This window comes from Gemmatimonadaceae bacterium (assembly GCA_020851035.1).
Lineage (GTDB): Bacteria > Gemmatimonadota > Gemmatimonadetes > Gemmatimonadales > Gemmatimonadaceae > JACMLX01.
Genome location: JADZDM010000002.1, coordinates 15,358 through 30,889 on the forward strand (window position 1 = coordinate 15,358; position 15,532 = coordinate 30,889).

Annotated in this window: 11 protein-coding genes; 5 read left to right on the top strand and 6 right to left on the bottom strand. The window is 70.6% G+C overall.

The genetic code is table 11. The annotated features are described in order from the left end of the window. Positions 1-2 precede the first annotated feature (2 nt). Both IT355_01005 and IT355_01010 read left to right on the top strand, forming a co-directional pair. Positions 3-1,898, top strand: coding sequence for a CocE/NonD family hydrolase (locus IT355_01005; GenBank protein ID MCC7051811.1), 1,896 nt, complete (start codon positions 3-5; stop codon positions 1,896-1,898). Positions 1,899-1,905: 7 nt separating this feature from the next. Further along, positions 1,906-2,880 (top strand): phosphotransferase, encoded by a 975-nt coding sequence (locus IT355_01010; protein ID MCC7051812.1) that lies wholly within the window; start codon positions 1,906-1,908, stop codon positions 2,878-2,880. A gap of 10 nt (positions 2,881-2,890) precedes the next feature. On the opposite strand, the gene IT355_01015 is transcribed toward IT355_01010, so the two are convergent. Further along, complete coding sequence (locus tag IT355_01015) at positions 2,891-3,661, bottom strand: hypothetical protein (GenBank protein MCC7051813.1); 771 nt, start codon at positions 3,659-3,661, stop codon at positions 2,891-2,893. A 110-nt stretch (positions 3,662-3,771) separates the two neighbouring features. On the opposite strand from IT355_01015, the gene IT355_01020 reads away from it, so the two are divergent. Both IT355_01020 and IT355_01025 read left to right on the top strand, forming a co-directional pair. After that, a complete protein-coding gene (locus IT355_01020) occupies positions 3,772-3,951 on the top strand; it encodes a hypothetical protein (protein MCC7051814.1) in 180 nt (59 codons plus the stop codon). A 104-nt stretch (positions 3,952-4,055) separates the two neighbouring features. Continuing rightward, positions 4,056-6,773 carry an EAL domain-containing protein gene (locus tag IT355_01025; protein ID MCC7051815.1) on the top strand — a complete coding sequence of 906 codons (2,718 nt, stop codon included), beginning with the start codon at positions 4,056-4,058 and terminating at the stop codon, positions 6,771-6,773. Here the strand turns inward: IT355_01025 and IT355_01030 are convergent. Both IT355_01030 and IT355_01035 read right to left on the bottom strand, forming a co-directional pair. Next, on the bottom strand, positions 6,770-7,225 hold the full coding sequence (locus tag IT355_01030) for an Rrf2 family transcriptional regulator (protein MCC7051816.1): 456 nt from the start codon (positions 7,223-7,225) through the stop codon (positions 6,770-6,772). The two genes, IT355_01025 and IT355_01030, sit on opposite strands and share 4 nt — an antisense overlap. A gap of 692 nt (positions 7,226-7,917) precedes the next feature. Then, positions 7,918-8,334 (bottom strand): DUF2141 domain-containing protein, encoded by a 417-nt coding sequence (locus IT355_01035; protein MCC7051817.1) that lies wholly within the window; start codon positions 8,332-8,334, stop codon positions 7,918-7,920. Positions 8,335-8,498: 164 nt separating this feature from the next. Between IT355_01035 and IT355_01040 the strand changes: the two genes are divergently transcribed. After that, the gene (locus IT355_01040; protein MCC7051818.1) at positions 8,499-9,041 is read left to right on the top strand and encodes a GNAT family N-acetyltransferase; all 543 of its coding nucleotides are present in this window, start codon (positions 8,499-8,501) and stop codon (positions 9,039-9,041) included. A 45-nt stretch (positions 9,042-9,086) separates the two neighbouring features. Here the strand turns inward: IT355_01040 and IT355_01045 are convergent, their stop codons facing one another. From IT355_01045 to IT355_01055, 3 genes are all read right to left on the bottom strand, one after another. Continuing rightward, positions 9,087-10,043, bottom strand: a complete 957-nt coding sequence (locus tag IT355_01045) for a ChaN family lipoprotein (protein MCC7051819.1) — start codon at positions 10,041-10,043, stop codon at positions 9,087-9,089. A 40-nt stretch (positions 10,044-10,083) separates the two neighbouring features. Continuing rightward, positions 10,084-13,245, bottom strand: coding sequence for a glycosyl hydrolase (locus IT355_01050; GenBank protein ID MCC7051820.1), 3,162 nt, complete (start codon positions 13,243-13,245; stop codon positions 10,084-10,086). A gap of 174 nt (positions 13,246-13,419) precedes the next feature. Further along, positions 13,420-15,261, bottom strand: a complete 1,842-nt coding sequence (locus tag IT355_01055) for an LTA synthase family protein (protein ID MCC7051821.1) — start codon at positions 15,259-15,261, stop codon at positions 13,420-13,422. Positions 15,262-15,532: the final 271 nt, after the last annotated feature.

A 15,532-nucleotide genomic window follows, 5' to 3' on the forward strand; every position in this document is an offset into this window, starting at 1 on the left:
TTGTGACAGCCCGACTGACGTTCCGGCTCTGCCTCCTGTCGCTGGTGCTTGCCGGCAGGGTACCCGCCCAGCCCTCCACCGCAGCCACGGGCTACCGGAAGCTCGAAGCGCGGATCCCGATGCGTGACGGCGCCCTGCTCTTCACGCACATCTACGTCCCGACAGATACATCACGCACGTTTCCGTTCCTGATGCAGCGCACGCCGTATTCGGTGGCGCCCTACGGAGCTGAGAAGCTTCCAACCCGGCTCGGCCCGTCCGCTGCATTCCAGCGTGAAGGGTTCATCTTCGTCCACCAGGACGTGCGCGGGCGGTACCAGAGCACCGGCACCTGGCGCGAGATGACGCCGCACCAGCCTGCCGGGTCGGGTGCGGCCGACGTCAACGAAAGCACCGACACGTACGACACCATCACCTGGCTGCTGGAGCATGTGCCGCGCCACAACGGCAAGGTCGGGCTTTGGGGCATCAGCTACCCGGGCTTCTACGTCACCGCCAGCAGCCTCGACGCGCATCCGGCGCTCGTCGCCGTGTCACCGCAGGCACCGGCCACCGATCTCTACGACGGCGACGACCTGTTCCACAACGGCGCATTCATGCTCGCCGCGAATGCCGGTTTCTACCGGTCGTTCCGCCCGCACCGTGCGCCAGTGCTCCCGGACAGCGAACCGCGTCCGTCCATCGATCCCGCCGCGCGCGACGGCTATGCCTGGTTCCTCGGCGCGGGCCAGCTGCAGCGCGCCGCCGACACGCCGCTCGGCGCCAATCCCTACTGGGCCGAGATCCTCCAGCATCCCACCTACGACGACCACTGGCGCGCCCGCGCGATCCAGCGCCAGATCATCGCCGGCGTGCAATTCCCGCCGGCCTCGCTCACGGTCGGCGGCTGGTATGACGCAGAGGACCCCAACGGGCCGCTGCTGACGTACCGTGCCATCGCCGGCGCGCTCGGGGTGGGCGATCCCCGTGGCACGACGGTCGTGTCCCACCACCTCGTGATGGGTCCGTGGGCGCATGGCCAGTTCGCCCGCGACAGCGGCACCGCTCTCGGACCGCTGCGGTTCGGATCGGCCACCGGCGTGTTCTACCGCGACTCGATCGAGTTCCCCTTCTTCATGCAGCACCTGAAGGGTGCCGCTCCGGCGGAGCTGGCGGCAGCGACGTTGTACGACACCGGGCGTGATGCCTGGCGGACGTTCGCGCGATGGCCGGCCGTCGACCAGCGGGTGCAGCCCTGGTTCCTCCAGGCGAACGCGTCGCTCGACACGCTGGCGCCCGCGGCGGGCAGTGCGGCGGCGGCGGACCGCTACCCTAGCGATCCGGCCAGGCCGGTGCCGTACACGGAGCGCATCGTCGCGGGCATGGCGCGCGACTACATCACCGACGACCAGCGATTCGCGTCGCGCCGGCCGGACGTGCTCACCTACCGCTCCGCGCCACTCACGGGCGACCTCACCGTCGGCGGGGGCGTGAACGTGGTGCTGCATGTCGCCACCACCGGCACCGACGCCGACTTCGTCGTGCGGCTCATCGACGAATACCCCGACGGCACGCCGGGCGACACCGCCTCGGTGCGCATGGCGGGGTTCCAGCGACTGGTGCGCGGCGAGCCATTCCGGGCACGCTACCGTCGGGGCTTCGACCGCGCGATTCCCTTCGTCGCCAACCGCCCCGACTCGCTCCGGTTCACGCTCCCCGACGTGCTGCACACGTTTCGCGCGGGGAATCGCGTCATGGTGCAGGTGAGCAGCAGCTGGTTCCCGCTGGTCGATCGCAATCCGCAGGTGTTCGTGCCGAACATCTTCACGGCACGGCCGGGCGATTTCCGACGGGCGGAGATGACACTGTTCCACACGGCGGCCCAGGCCTCACGCATCGAACTCCCCGTGCTGCCGTGACCGGCGCGTGATTCCCACGGACGTGCTGCGCGCGGCGCGCGCGGGGTTCGGTCTGCCGCGGGGGCACGTGCGCGTGCTCAGCACCCGGTTCGCGAAGACCTGCCTCGCGCATCGCACGGCTGACGGCGGTCGCTCGCAGCTGCGGCTGGTGCAGGCGGGGGCCGACACGCTGCCACGGCTGCACTCGGAGATGCAGTGGCTGCAGCACCTCGCCCGCACACACGGCATTGCCGTGCCGGCGCCGCATTCATGGCGGGACGGCGCGCTGGTGTCTCCACTGCTCACCGATCGCCACGGAGGAACGTGGCACGCCGTGCAGTGCGCGTGGGTGACAGGTCGCCACCTGGACCGCGGCTTCAGGCCGGCGGACTTTGCGCGTGCCGGCGCACTGCTGGCACGGCTCCACCGCGCCAATGCGGACGCACCGGCGGGCATCGCCGCGGCACGACCGACCTGGTGGATCCCGCGCCTCTTCGAGCTGGCGACATCGCTGCGGCACATCGTGCTGGACGAGATGGCCCCGCTGCCTCCGTCCGTCTCACCGGCACTCGCGCAGGCGTATCGCCGCGCCCATGCGGCGCTCGTCCAGGCGGCGGCGGCGCTGCCACGGGGGGCGCACCACGAGGGACTCGTGCACACCGATGCCCACTGGCAGAACCTGCGCTTCACGCGCGAACGCGTGGGCCTGGTGGACTTCGAGGACTTCGCCAGCGGGCGATACATGCTGGACGTGGCGTGCCTCTGGGGTCGCGTGCAGGAGCGGACCGGCAGCGCGCGGATGCTGGATGCGATCCTCGAGGGCTACGACCGTGTGCGGCCCCTGCCACCGTCGCATCACCGGGACCTGCGCGTCATGCTCGCGTTTCGCCGCTTCGACTACGCGGGCTGGGTGCTGAGCTGGCCGGACCCCAGCCAGCGTGACTGGGGCCCCGCCCTGCTGGCCGGAGCGCCGGCATACATCGAGCGCATGCTCGGCGGCTGACAGCGGCGCGTCAGCGCGGGCCGCGCGGCACCACCAGCAGCGACAGCGTGTCGATCGAGGCGATGCTGAGCGTGTCGACGCGCAGCGGCGTGCGACGGTCTCCCACCACCACCGGCTCCTCGCCGTCGCCATAGCCGGCCACGAGGATCCGGTCGCCCTGCACGCGGCCCAGCGCGTTCAGCGCGCGAAACACCTGCCCCCGCTTCGGGTCCACCACCGTGACATGCAGGCTCCCCTGCCCGCCGTCGCGCATCCGCACGAGGAGGGCGTCCCGTCCCGCGGCGCTGAGCAGCTCCACGCCGAGGATGGGGAAGTAGTCGGCCACGACGCGTCGCCGCGTGCCGGCCTGCACGTCGATGACGGTGAGCGACTGGCCCTCGTTCTCGAAGCCGCCGGCGCCGTCCAGGCCCGAGACGGCCACGAGCCGGCCAGTGCCGAGTTTCCAGACCCTGACCGCGCTGTCGGCAACGACCAGCGTGTCGCCGGTGGACAGGGTGACGACCGCCGGTCCGATGCCGAAGGTGGTGGTGTCGCGCCGGACGTCGATGCGGGTGGCGACCGCACCCGGCTGCGGCCGGAGCGCGCCCAGGTCCTGCGGCAGCACCGGCACCGGTGCGGGCCGCTCGATCGCGGCGGCTCTGGCCGAGTCGCCGGCGACGCTGTCCCCCGCGGCGCGGTCGTCGGCACGGGCGCCGCAGCCGGTCAGGACGAGGGTCGCGACGAGCAGGCGCGTGCAGGCCGGCGGGCAATGATGGAAGCGGCGGGTGCGTTCAGCAGGCATGCGAGGGGGAGGCGGGGGCGGGTCGGCCGCGGCGCCGGGCCGGCGCGCATTGACAGAAAGCTGCCACGATCGTGCAGATTATGGCACGACCCCATCCGGAGGCAGGAACCGTGAAGGACAGCCAGTTGCAGAAGCTGCTCAAGAAGACGCAGGCGAAGGCGACGGAGAAGGCCTCCAAGCCGCGGCCGTCGTTCGACGCCACGCTCGAGGCGACCAAGAAGCCCGGCGGGGAGGAAGGGTCGGGCGAGGCGGAGGAGATCTTCAAGGAGATGAAGCGGCGCGAATTCTGACGCGCTGACCGGGGGCGGCGGCACGGCGCAACTCGTCGTGCGGCATCGAGTTCCGCCCCGGCTGCTTGACCTGCCCTCCGCAACGGTCGATACCACCGAGGGCGATGCTCCACTCCTCCCCCGCCCCGCGGCTCGACCGAGGCTCCGTGCTCACGCTCAGTCGCGTGCGACTGATCTGCGTCTCGGTGATCCTCGTGCTGTGCGTGGCCGCTGCGGCGTGGCTCCGGCTGCCGGTGATCGCCATCGGCGTGACGTCCGGCTGGCTCCTGGTGGCGGTCGTCCACCACCGGATGCTCGGCCCGACACGCGACCCGGTGCGGCTCGAGCGGCTCGTCTACTGCTCGCTGCCGCTCGACTCGCTCGCCGTCTCGGGACTGGTCGCGGCCACCGGCGGTGTGTGGTGGTGCGGTGCCGTGACCTTCGCGATGATCACCGTCGCCACGGCATCGATGCTGCCGCCGCAGAAGGTGATCCGGGTCGGACTCGTGAGCGCGGTCACCCTCGCGCTGGTGCTCGGCCTGCAGGTGGCCGGCATCGTCCCGGAGAGTCACTTCCTGGGTGTCCCCCCGGTGCGTGGCGAGTGGCGCGCATGGGGCACGGGGGTGTTCGTGATCGTCTCCGAGATGGCCGTGCTGGGCTGGACCCAGTTCCGCCTCACGATCATGCTCCGCGAGCGGGCCACGCGGTATCGCGCGCTGATGGACACGGCGTCGGACCTGTTCGTGGTGCTGGCGCACGACGGTGGCGTGACCCACGTGAACCGCGCGACGCTGGCCATGGCCCAGTGCGCGCGGCGCGAGATCCTGCAGGACGGCATCGCGCGGTTGCTGGTGCCCGAGGACGTGGCGTTCTTCCGCGCCCGCTTCGCGCGCGCGCTGGGCGGCGAGCAGCAGGTGATGATGCTGCGCGCGAATGCGTACCACGGCATCCGCTGGCTGTCCTGCACGCTGGCACCGATGGTGCCGGGCCTGGCGACGACCAGCGTGCTCGCGATCCTGCGTGACGTGACCGACGACCGGCTTGCCGCCGACAGCGTGCGGCACAGCGAGGCCCGCCTGCGCGCGGTGTTCAACCAGGCCGCGATCGCGATCGCGCTGCTGGACCTCGACGGCTACTTCACCGAGGTGAACCCGGCGGTGGAGCGGCTGCTGGGGTACGACAGCGTGGGTCTCGTGGGACGGCGCTGGAACGCCTTCGCGCCGCCGGAGGACCAGGAGGAGACGCAGCGGGTGATCGGCACGCTGCAACGGAACGAGCGGGAGAGCGTGACCCTCGAGCAGCGGTTCGTGCGTGACGACGGGCGCGTGCTCTGGACCCACATGACCATCTCGCGGGTGGACAACCCGGCCGGCTCGGCCGGCCTGATCGCGATGCTGCAGGACGTGACGGAGCGGCGGGCGCTCGAGGCGCAGCTCACCTGGCAGGCGTTCCACGACCCGCTCACGAACCTCGCCAACCGCGCCCTGTTCCGGGAGCGGGTCGAGAAGCGCCTGGCTGAGCGGCAGGAGGTCAGCGGCAGCGTGGCCGTGCTCTTCCTCGACCTCGACAACTTCAAGACCATCAACGACTCGATGGGCCATGCCGCCGGCGACCAGCTGCTGTTCGAGGTGGGGCGGCGCCTGCTGAATGCCACCCGCGGTTGCGACACCGTGGCGCGGCTTGGCGGCGACGAGTTCGCGATCCTGCTCGACCACGTGCGCGTGGCGCAGGATTGCATCCGCGTCGCCGACCGCGTGCTGGAGTCGATGCGCGCGCCGGTGCGGCTCGATGGCACGGACGTGATCGTGAGCACCAGCATCGGCATCGTCCGTGACGCCGGCGACGAGAGCGCCGACGACATCCTGCGCAACGCCGACGTGGCGATGTACAACGCCAAGCAGCGCGGCAAGGGCCGGCACTCGCTGTTCGAGCCGGGCATGCACGACAAGGCGGTGGAGCGGCTGCGGCTGCAGAACGACCTGCGCACGGCCGTCGAGAACGACGAGATCACGCTCGCCTACCAGCCGATCGTGACGCTGGCCGACGGGCGTCCGTGTGGCTTCGAGGCGCTCGCGCGCTGGACGCACCCGGAGTTCGGCACCGTCTCGCCGGCGACCTTCGTGCCCCTGGCCGAGGAGACCGGGATGATCGTGCCGCTGGGGTGCACCATCCTCCGGCGCGCCTGCCGCGACGCCAGCGCATGGAACGCGCTGGACGGGCTGCATGCCCCGATCGGCGTGTCGGTGAACCTCTCCGGGCGCCAGCTCGAGGTGCCGGGCGTGGTGGGCCACGTGCGCGATGCGCTGCGCGACAGCGGCCTGGATCCCGCCTGCCTGACCCTCGAGATCACCGAGAGTGCGCTGGTGCACAACAGCGAGACGATGCGCGAGCGGCTGCTGCAGCTCAAGGCGCTGGGGATCTCGCTGGCGATCGACGACTTCGGCACCGGCTACAGCTCGCTGAGCTACATCCAGCAGTTCCCGGCCGACGTGCTGAAAATCGACCGCAGCTTCGTGGAGGGGCTCGGCCGCACGAACGGCGCCGACGCAGCGCTCGCGCGCACCATCATCGCCCTCGGCGCCTCGCTGCACCTCCGGACCGTGGCGGAGGGGATCGAGGTCGACGCCCAGCGCGCGATCCTGCGGGAACTGGGGTGCGAGTTCGGGCAGGGCTACCTGTACGCGCGGCCGATGACGGCGTGCGAGGTCCCGGACTGGCTGACCCGGACGCTGGGCCTCACGACGCTCGTGACCGGCGGCGAGCACCACGGGCCCGCAGCAGCGGCGATCAGACGTCCAGCGACCCGACCGCCGCGCAGTACCGGGGAAATGGCGACCGTCTAGCGCTTGCGGGTAGCGGCCTTGCGCGGCGGCACGAGGCGCGTGCGCCCCTTCCGGGCCTTCGTGGCGAGTTCCCCGATCGTCTGGTTCTCGAGCAGGGTGGCCACCTTGGCGCGCAGCGGCATCCACTTCTCGTGCAGCGGGCAGGCGTGGTGGTCGGTGCACTTCGGCATGCCGATGATGCAGCCCACGAACGGATCGTTGCCATCGGCGACGGTGACCACCTCGCGCACCGGCGCCTCGATCGCGCGCTTGCGGATGCGGTACCCACCCCCCCGTCCCTTGGCGCTGTCGAGGTAGCCGAGCTGGGCGAAACGCTTCAGCACCTTCGCGAGGTACGGCCCCGGCACTTCGAGCTGCTCCGCCACGTCGCGGTTGAGCCGGAACTCATCCGGCGTCATGGCGAGGTGAATGAGTGCCTGGAGGGCGTACTCCTGTGTCTTACTGAATAGCACGCAGGTCTGAGCGAAAGTGGAGACGAATACGTGAGCCAGCTGCGACGTCGCAGGGCGGGATGCGGGCGGGGCAGGACAGCGTGGGACCGGTCGAGCAGACGCCGGCGGGTGAACCCGTCGACATCATCACTGCCGGGGGGACGCCGAGCCGCGTCCCGTCTCCCGTCTCGTGCCTGTCCTGCCGGTGTCAGCGGCACGCGCAGTCTCCCGGCGCGGAGCTGATCGATACAGTATCATACCAGAACGAATGCCGGCGGGAAAGCCAGTGCCGCCCTCAGCGTCAGCGCAGCGTCACACCTGAAATCGTCCTTTTCTGCATCGATCGGACACCGTGCTGACATATTTCGTGCATCACGGCTCGTTGCGCGCGAAATGACTCTCCACCACCTGCACTCCAAGTACTGCAGAGCCTGCCACCATTCCCCATCGGCTCGCACCTCGTCCCAGGCGGCACTCACCGACCCCCTCCGTCCCCGCCTGCCTGACGCGCGGTCCTGCTCCGCGGCTGGGCTCGGTGCCGATCGAGTCGCAACGGACGTGGAGCCGCTCCCGCTTCCCAGCGGACCGGCGGCGTCGCCGCGCGAGCCGCTGGCATGAACGGGAGGCGCCTGAGGCGCCCCACGCCAAGATTGGAAAAACTCAATCTATATATCACCTGCCTTCGACCGGATGCGCAAGCCCTGCCGGGCAGGTCAATACGCGAGCCGCACGACCAGCGTCGTGTCGCGCTGCACGGTCACCTGGGCCTCGGTGAAGCGGGGTGCGCGAAACCGCGCCCGGACATCCCGGCTCACCCCATACCCTTCCTTCGGGATGCCAAGAAAGTTCGCGTCGAGCTTGCCGTTGGCGTTGGCGTCGTGGTGCACGGCGATGGCGTAGGTGCCGGCCGTGGTCTCGAAGGTCAGGGTGGCCTCCGGCTCCCGCACGGGCACGTCCTGGTTGGCCGAGGGAGCCGGTCCGGGGAAGCCGGTGCCAGGGGCCTGGTGCAGCGCCACGTGCATCACGCCGCCACGGTCAGCGCGGATTCCGACCAGCCGCACGGTGACCCGAACCGGGTGTGGCTGGGTTGCGGAAAGGCCCAGGAGGGCGAGACCGAGGAAGAATCGCATGCCGGACACCTGTCTCGAAAGTCGGAGGTCGGACCGCAGCAGCGCATCCCGGGGCTCAATGCGCGGGGCGCCGCAGAGGGTCCACGATGCCACCCGGCCACTCCTGACGCCGCAAGGCAGACCCCGACGGCTCTCGGACGGGCGGACGGGGTGATATTCCCGGGATGTCTCCCTCCGCTCCCCCGCCCCCCGTCACGATCCGCGCCGCGCACCCCGGTGATGCCGCCGCCCTCACCGAGCTGGGACGGCGCACCTTCACCGAGACGTTCGGTGCCGACAATACCGCCGAGGACCTGTCGGCGTTCCTCGACGCCGCCTACACCGAGGCGATCCAGGAGCGGGAACTGCGGGAGCCGACGCTGCAGTACCTCGTCGCGGAGCGGGATGCGTCGCTGGTGGGCTTCTCCCTGCTGCGCCGCGGCAAGCCCTGTTCGTTCGTGGCTGACCCGGCAGCGCTGGAGATCCAGCGCTTCTACGTGGACGCGACCTGCCACGGCACGGGCCTGGCGCAGCGCCTGATGGATGCCACGGTGGCCGAGGCGCGCCGCGCCGGTGCACGCACGCTCTTCCTCGGCGTGTGGGAGCGCAACGCGCGTGCGATCCGCTTCTATGCGGCGCAGGGCTTCGCGCAGGTCGGCACGCAGGTCTTCACGGTCGGCAGCGATGACCAGACCGACGCGGTGATGGTCCGACACCTCGATCCCTGACGCCGGCCGCGTGGCGCGACGATCGTGCGCCACGCGACCTGCGGATCAGGGCTTGATGCGCTGCGGCAGGATGATGAACTGTCCGCGGTCGAGGTACTCCGCCGCGTTGGCGGTGGCGGGTGCCGGCACCGGCACCGCACTGACCACGACCGTCCGCACTGACGGCAGTCGGCGGCGCACCCGCGCCGCCGTGCCGAGGCCGAAGTCGCTGTGGAACGCGCCGTTGAAGTGCACGACGATCGCGGTACCACCGGCCTTCGTGAAGGCCGTCGCAATCGCCTCCGCCATCGTCTCGTCCTTCACGCACTGCGATTCGTAGAACAGGTCGGCCATCGGGCGCGCGCCCGCTGCGGGAGGCGGGCCGCCATGGCCGGCCCCCATCACCTCCACGAAGTTCGCGTAGTACTTGTCCTTCGGGCAGGCGAGGTCACGCGCCACGAGCCCACGATCCGCTGCCGGCAGCGAGTCCACCGCCGGCAGCCCGCGCCGGCTGACGGTGCTCGCCAGCCGTCGTGGCACATTGGACGCAACCACCGGCCAGCCGCGCGCCTTCGCCAGCTCGACGAGCGGGCGGTAGTCGGCGCCGTAGTTGGGCCAGGGGCGCGACTGCGCCCGGAAGTCCGCCTCGCTGAGCGTGCCGGCGAGGTACGCGTCCACCAGGGACTGCACGTCGCGCTCGAACATCTCCAGCGAGAGCACCACGGCACGGCGCCGCTCACCGATGGCGGTGAGCAGTGCGAGCTCGGCGCGGTGCGTCTCCTCGTCGTCATGCTGCTCACCGAAGAACACCACGTCAGCCCTGGACACCTCGTCGGCGAGGCGGCTGAAGGGAATGGTCTGTCCGCCACCCGCCTCCACCACGCGCGGGGCGGCCGCCCCCGCACCGGCCGGCACCGGCGCGATGTTCGTCGCCGCACCGCCGGCGCGGGTACCGGTGCATCCGGTGAAGGCGAGGACCGCGGCGAGGAGCGGTGCCACACGTGCGAAGGACTGCGTCGTCATGCGGAATGTCGGAAAGAGGGAAGCAGGCACGGGCCGCCGGTCAGCTGATCGGCGGCGCCGTCTTCACGACCTTGCGCACCGTCACGCCGGGCACCTGGCCGTCCTGCAGCAGCTTGTTGAAGGCGGGGACGTCCACCTGCTCGATGGTGTCGATCTCGCCACGGATCGCGGCCCATTGCTGGTCGAGTTCCGCGAGACGTTCGCGCGCGGCGCGGGTGAGCACCGGGTTGCCCTCGACCTGGCCCATGAGGAAGCCGAACTGGCCGTTGATGCCGTTGGCGTAGTTGATGATGTCCTGGCCGTTGGCCGCGCGCGTGGTGAGGCGCGGATCCATCGTCTCGAGCTTCGTCACGAGCCCCTTGCCGGCGGCGGCGATGGCAGCGGCGTTGGAGGCATCACGGCCGCGCACCAGAGCGCCCTGCACCTGGCCGCGCGTGTCGCGGAGGCGCAGCACGGCGTCGTGGATCTCGCGGATGCGCTCGGCGATGACGGCCGACACCGAGTCACGCTCGGCGACCTGCGCCACCGGCACGGTCAGTCGGGGGTCCTGCAGGACGGTGAGCGGCTGTGTCCTGACGGTGGCGCCCATGGTCATCCGCACGCTGTAGGTGCCCGGCGAGACACGCGCGCCCCCGCTGCCCGGTGCGCCGAAGAGGACCACGCCCGCCAGGCGCGTCGGCGCGGTGCGCCGCAGGTCCCAGTTGACGACGTTCAGGCCGGCGCGTGGCCGGAGGCGCGCAGGGACCACCGAGTCCTTCGATGAGTAAGTGCGCAGCACGGTGCCCTTCGCATCGAGGAACTCGAACGTGATGGCGGTGGCGCTGTCCGGCGCGCTGGCCAGGCGGTAGTAGACCGCGGCACCGGGCACCGGGTTGCGGCCGGCGTTGCGCGCCGGTGCGGGAGGGCCACCGGCGAGCACCGCAGCGCGCGGTGCATACAGGTGCGCCGCGGCGGCCACGACGTCGGCGCCGTGCTGGCGAAGTGGCGAGAGGTCGTCCAGGATCCAGAAGGCGCGGCCCTCGGTGGCTGCGACGAGGTCGCCGTCGTGCACCTCGAGATCGGTGACCGGCACCACCGGGAACTTCACCGGGAACGGCGTCCACTGCGCGCCGCCGTCATACGACAGGTAGAGCCCCGTCTCGGTGCCGGCGTAGAGCAGCCCCCTCCGCGCCGGGTCCTCGCGCACCACGCGCACCGGCTCGCCGTCGCGGAGGCCGGACACCAGTCGCGTCCAGGTGGCGCCGTAGTCGGTGGACTTGAAGACGTGCGGCGTGTTGTCGCCGATGCGGTCGGTGCGGAACGCCACGTAGACGGTGGCCGGGTCGTGCGGGGAGACCTCGATCTCGTTGGTGAGCCCGTCGGCCAGGCCCTTCGGCGTGACGTTCGTCCAGGTGGCACCGCCGTCGCGCGTGAGCTGCACCAGGCCGTCGTCGGTGCCGACGTACACCACCTTCGCGTCGTGCGGCGACTCGTGGATGACGACGATGGTCCCGTAGACCTCACCACCGGCGCCCTCGTTCGTGATCGGGCCACCGCCCTTCCCCTGGCGCGACTTGTCGTTCTTCGTCAGGTCGCCGCCGAGCGGGGTCCAGCTCTGGCCGCGGTCGGAGGACTTGAACAGCACGTTCCCACCGTGGTAGACCACGTTCCCGTCGTGCTGCGAGACGCGGATCGGGGCGGTCCAGTTGAAGCGGTACCGCGTCCGGTCGGTGGGCTCGGTGAGGTTCATCGCCGGCCACGGCATGATGTCACGCGACAGGCCGGTCTCCTGATCGAGCTCGTCGATGAGCCCCTGGTAGCAGCCGCCATAGACGTAGCGCGAGTCCTTCGGCCCGACACCGATGTTGGCGCTCTCGCACCCCGGGCCGTTCCACCAGTCGCGCACATCGATCGCGAAGCCGTCGCTGCGGCTGCGGATGATCACGCTGGAGTTGTCCTGCTGGCCGGAGTACAGCTTGTACGGGTAGTCGTGGTCGGTGGTGACGTGGTAGAACTGGGCGGTGGGCTGGTTGTCCTGGGTGCTCCAGCTGGTGCCGCCATCGAGCGACACGGACACGCCGCCATCGTTGGCGTTCGCCATGTAGCGGCTGTCGGTCGGGTTGATCCAGAGGTGGTGGTTGTCGCCATGGGTCGCCTCGACCACGCGGAAGGTGCGGCCGCCGTCGATCGACTTGAGCACCGGCGCGTTGGTGACCCAGACGATGTCGGGGTTCTTCGGGTCGGCGGTGACCTTCATGTAGTACCAGCTGCGCGTCTGGATGAGGCGATCCTCGGACTGCCGCGACCAGGTCCGACCGGCGTCATCGGAGCGATAGAGCCCGCCGCGTTCGGCCTCGACGATCGCGAACACGCGATCGGGATTGGCCGGCGAGACGCTGATGCCGATCTTGCCCATCAGCGACGGCAGCCCCTCGGTGAGGCGCGTCCAGGTGTCGCCGCCGTCGACCGACTTCCAGATGCCGCTGCCCTCCCCGCCGCTGCGCACCATCCACGGCGTGCGCTGGTGATCCCAGAACGTGGCGTAGAGGATGCGCGGGTTGGTCGCATCCATCGAGAGGTCGCTGGCGCCGCTGAAGGCGTTGACACCCTTGAGCACCTGCGTCCAGGTGACGCCGCCGTCCCTCGAGCGGTAGATGCCGCGATCAGCGGACGCCTTCCAGCGATCCCCCTGCGCCGCGACGTACACCACGTTCGGGTCGGTCGGGTGGACCCGCACGGCGGAGATCTGTCGCGTGCTGCGCAGGCCGATGTTGCTCCAGGTGCGTCCCTGGTCGGTGCTGCGGTACACGCCGTCGCCATAGCTCGACGACTGTCCGCGGATCGCCTCCTCGCCGGTGCCGACGTAGAGCACGTTCGCATCCGACGGTGCCACGGCAATGGCACCGATGGAGCCCGTCCGGAACCAGCCGTCGGAGATGTTGCGCCAGTTGAGCCCCGCATCGTCGGTGCGCCAGAGCCCACCGCCGGTGTAGCCGGCGAAGTAGGTCAGGGGCTGCGCCGGGATGCCGGCCGCCGCATTGGCTCGCCCGCCGCGGAACGGGCCGACGTTGCGCCACTGCAGGGCGCGGAAGGCGGCCGTGTCCGGCGCGGCGACGGTGGCGGCGGCCGGCATGGCGGCGGGCCGGCGCTGGGCCCCGACGGGCAGGGTCGTCGCCGCGAGCATCACTGCCGCGAGGCCTGGGGAGAAAAGTCGGCGGTGCATCACTGATCCGGGCGGGGGGAAGGTCAGGAGCAGCACGGCCACGCAGCGGCCGCGGTGCGACAGCGGAAATAAAGCGACCTGACAGGCCGGTGAGGACCGGTGAGGACCGTTGAGGGCCACCGGGGGCAGGCCGGTGCGCCGGGCGTGTCCCTCCCCCGTCGCGCGGCGCCGGCGTCAGCGTGTCAGGTAGTCGGCGAACGACGCCTGGAGCAGCGCACTGCCGTTCCGCTGGTGCACGGCGGCGCTGCGGGGCGAACGGTCGGTCATGCGACGCGCACGCTCGTCGTAGACCACCCAGCCGCGCCGGTCGACATACGAGAAGCCGTCGCCATGTGAGAACCATGCGAAGCCATCGTCGCCCGGCCGGAACAGGGACTGGCCCCAGCGGAAGCCAACCGGCGCCACACCCAGCGCGCCGAGCAGCGTGGGCGCGAGATCCACCGACGAGCCGATGCGGTGCACGACGGTGTCGCGGACGCGCAGCGCGCCGCCAAGCCAGAGCATCGGGATGTGGTGGCGCGCCACCAGGGATTCCTGCTCCGCGCCGGGCTGCTGTGGCAGGGGGCTGCCGTGATCGGCGATGAGCACGACCAGCGTGCTGTCCCACCAAGGCCGGCGCGATGCGCTGTCGAGGAAGGCGCCCACGCTGGCGTCGGTGTAGTGGTGCGCGTTGCGGAACTGGGTGGACTCATCATCCCCGGGGAAGACCGGTGGCACCGGGGTCTCGAACGGCTCATGGCTGCTCAGCGTGAAGACCGTGGAGAAGAAGGGTCGCGGTTCGGACGCCAGCTCGCGCAGTGCGCGCCCGAGTACCACGTGGTCGTGCGCCCCCCACTTGGAGTTCCGCTCCTGCGCGGTGAAGGCGTCGATGCCGGTGAGCCGGTCGAACCCGCCATGCAGCAGGTAGGCCTTCATGTTGGCGAAGGCGAGCTCCCCGCCGTAGTAGTACGACGTTCGATAGCCGGCGCCGCGCAGGGTCCGCCCGAGCTGCGGCAGCGCCGCCGCCTTCTGCGGCCGCGTCATGATCGCCTCGTTCGGCACCGAGGGAAAGCCGCTGAGGATCGACACCAGGCCCTGCGCACTGCGGTCACCGGAGGCGAACACCGAGTCGAAGAGGATGCCGGCGTGACTCCACCGATCGAACTGCGGCGTGACGTCGGCGCGCCCCCCGAGCCGGCCCACGACCTTGGCGGTGAAGCTCTCCCACACGATCAGGATGACGTTCGGGCGGGGGACGCGCAGCAGTGCCGTGCCCATGCCCGCCACCGGCGGCGGGTACAGGCTGTCCACGACCCACCGCGCATCGGCCTCCGGGAGCGCGGCGTACGGATTCGTGGTCGGAACCTTGCTGTCGGCGATCGTGGTCGACAGCAGCGTCCAGCCGGCGTTCTGCGCCGCCATGTTCGCGATCTCGGAGTGAGAGAACGCCACGGTGCTCTCGTTCAGCGGCGTCCACTGCCACCCGCCACGGATGGGCAGGACGAGCAGCAGGCCGGTCACGATCACCCCCAGGGTCACCGGCACGACCCGCAGGCCGCGCACAGGCGCCAGCCGGCGCACGGCGCCACGCGTGACCCGCAGGTGCAGCCAGAGCGTGAGCGGAAGCAGCATGGCGAGCAGCCACGCCAGTGGGCCGACGGCGGTGCTCGATGCCGAGGCATAGGCCTCGCGAGGTGAACCGAGGAAGGTCCACAGGCTGGCATCGATGCGGTGACGCCAGGCACCGAAGGTCCCGATGTCACTCAGCGTGATGATCGTCACGAACGCGGTCGAGAGCGTCGTGACCGCAGCCAGCAGCCACCGCGTGACCGCCGCAGGTGCCGCGACCGTCAACGAGAGCACCAGCCAGTGCAGCGCGGTGAGGTATGCGGCCGCAGAGAGGTCCATGCGCGCCCCGTGCAGGAAGCTCGCCGTCACCTGACCCTGCTCCGACGCGGGCACCAGCTGCCAGTGCCATGCCACGAAGAGCGCCCGCGCCAGCGTGAACCAGACCAGCCAGAAGAGTAGCGTGCGCAACAGTATCGACGTCCGCGTGCGCCATGCGGGCCCTGCCATGGCATCCGGGACTGCATCTGGGGTCATCGCGTTCAAGCACGCTGCAGGGTCAACACGTCAGCAATCGTCACCGTCGTGACGCGCTGGAGACACGATCAATACTCACGGTTCAGGCCGTGTTCCGCCACCATCGGACCCGTCGGAAACCGGCGTTCCGCAGCGCGCGATAGTCATCAGCGATCCGACCCGCGACATTCCCCCGGCCCGTTGCACCTGCCCTTTCCCGACCGCC

Coding starts and splice junctions, on each gene's coding strand:
- IT355_01015 (MCC7051813.1), bottom strand. CDS start 3,661: ATGCCTGCTGAACGCACCCGCCGCTTCCATCATTGCCCGCCGGCCTGC.
- IT355_01025 (MCC7051815.1), top strand. CDS start 4,056: ATGCTCCACTCCTCCCCCGCCCCGCGGCTCGACCGAGGCTCCGTGCTC.
- IT355_01035 (MCC7051817.1), bottom strand. CDS start 8,334: ATGCGATTCTTCCTCGGTCTCGCCCTCCTGGGCCTTTCCGCAACCCAG.
- IT355_01040 (MCC7051818.1), top strand. CDS start 8,499: ATGTCTCCCTCCGCTCCCCCGCCCCCCGTCACGATCCGCGCCGCGCAC.
- IT355_01045 (MCC7051819.1), bottom strand. CDS start 10,043: ATGACGACGCAGTCCTTCGCACGTGTGGCACCGCTCCTCGCCGCGGTC.
- IT355_01050 (MCC7051820.1), bottom strand. CDS start 13,245: ATGCACCGCCGACTTTTCTCCCCAGGCCTCGCGGCAGTGATGCTCGCG.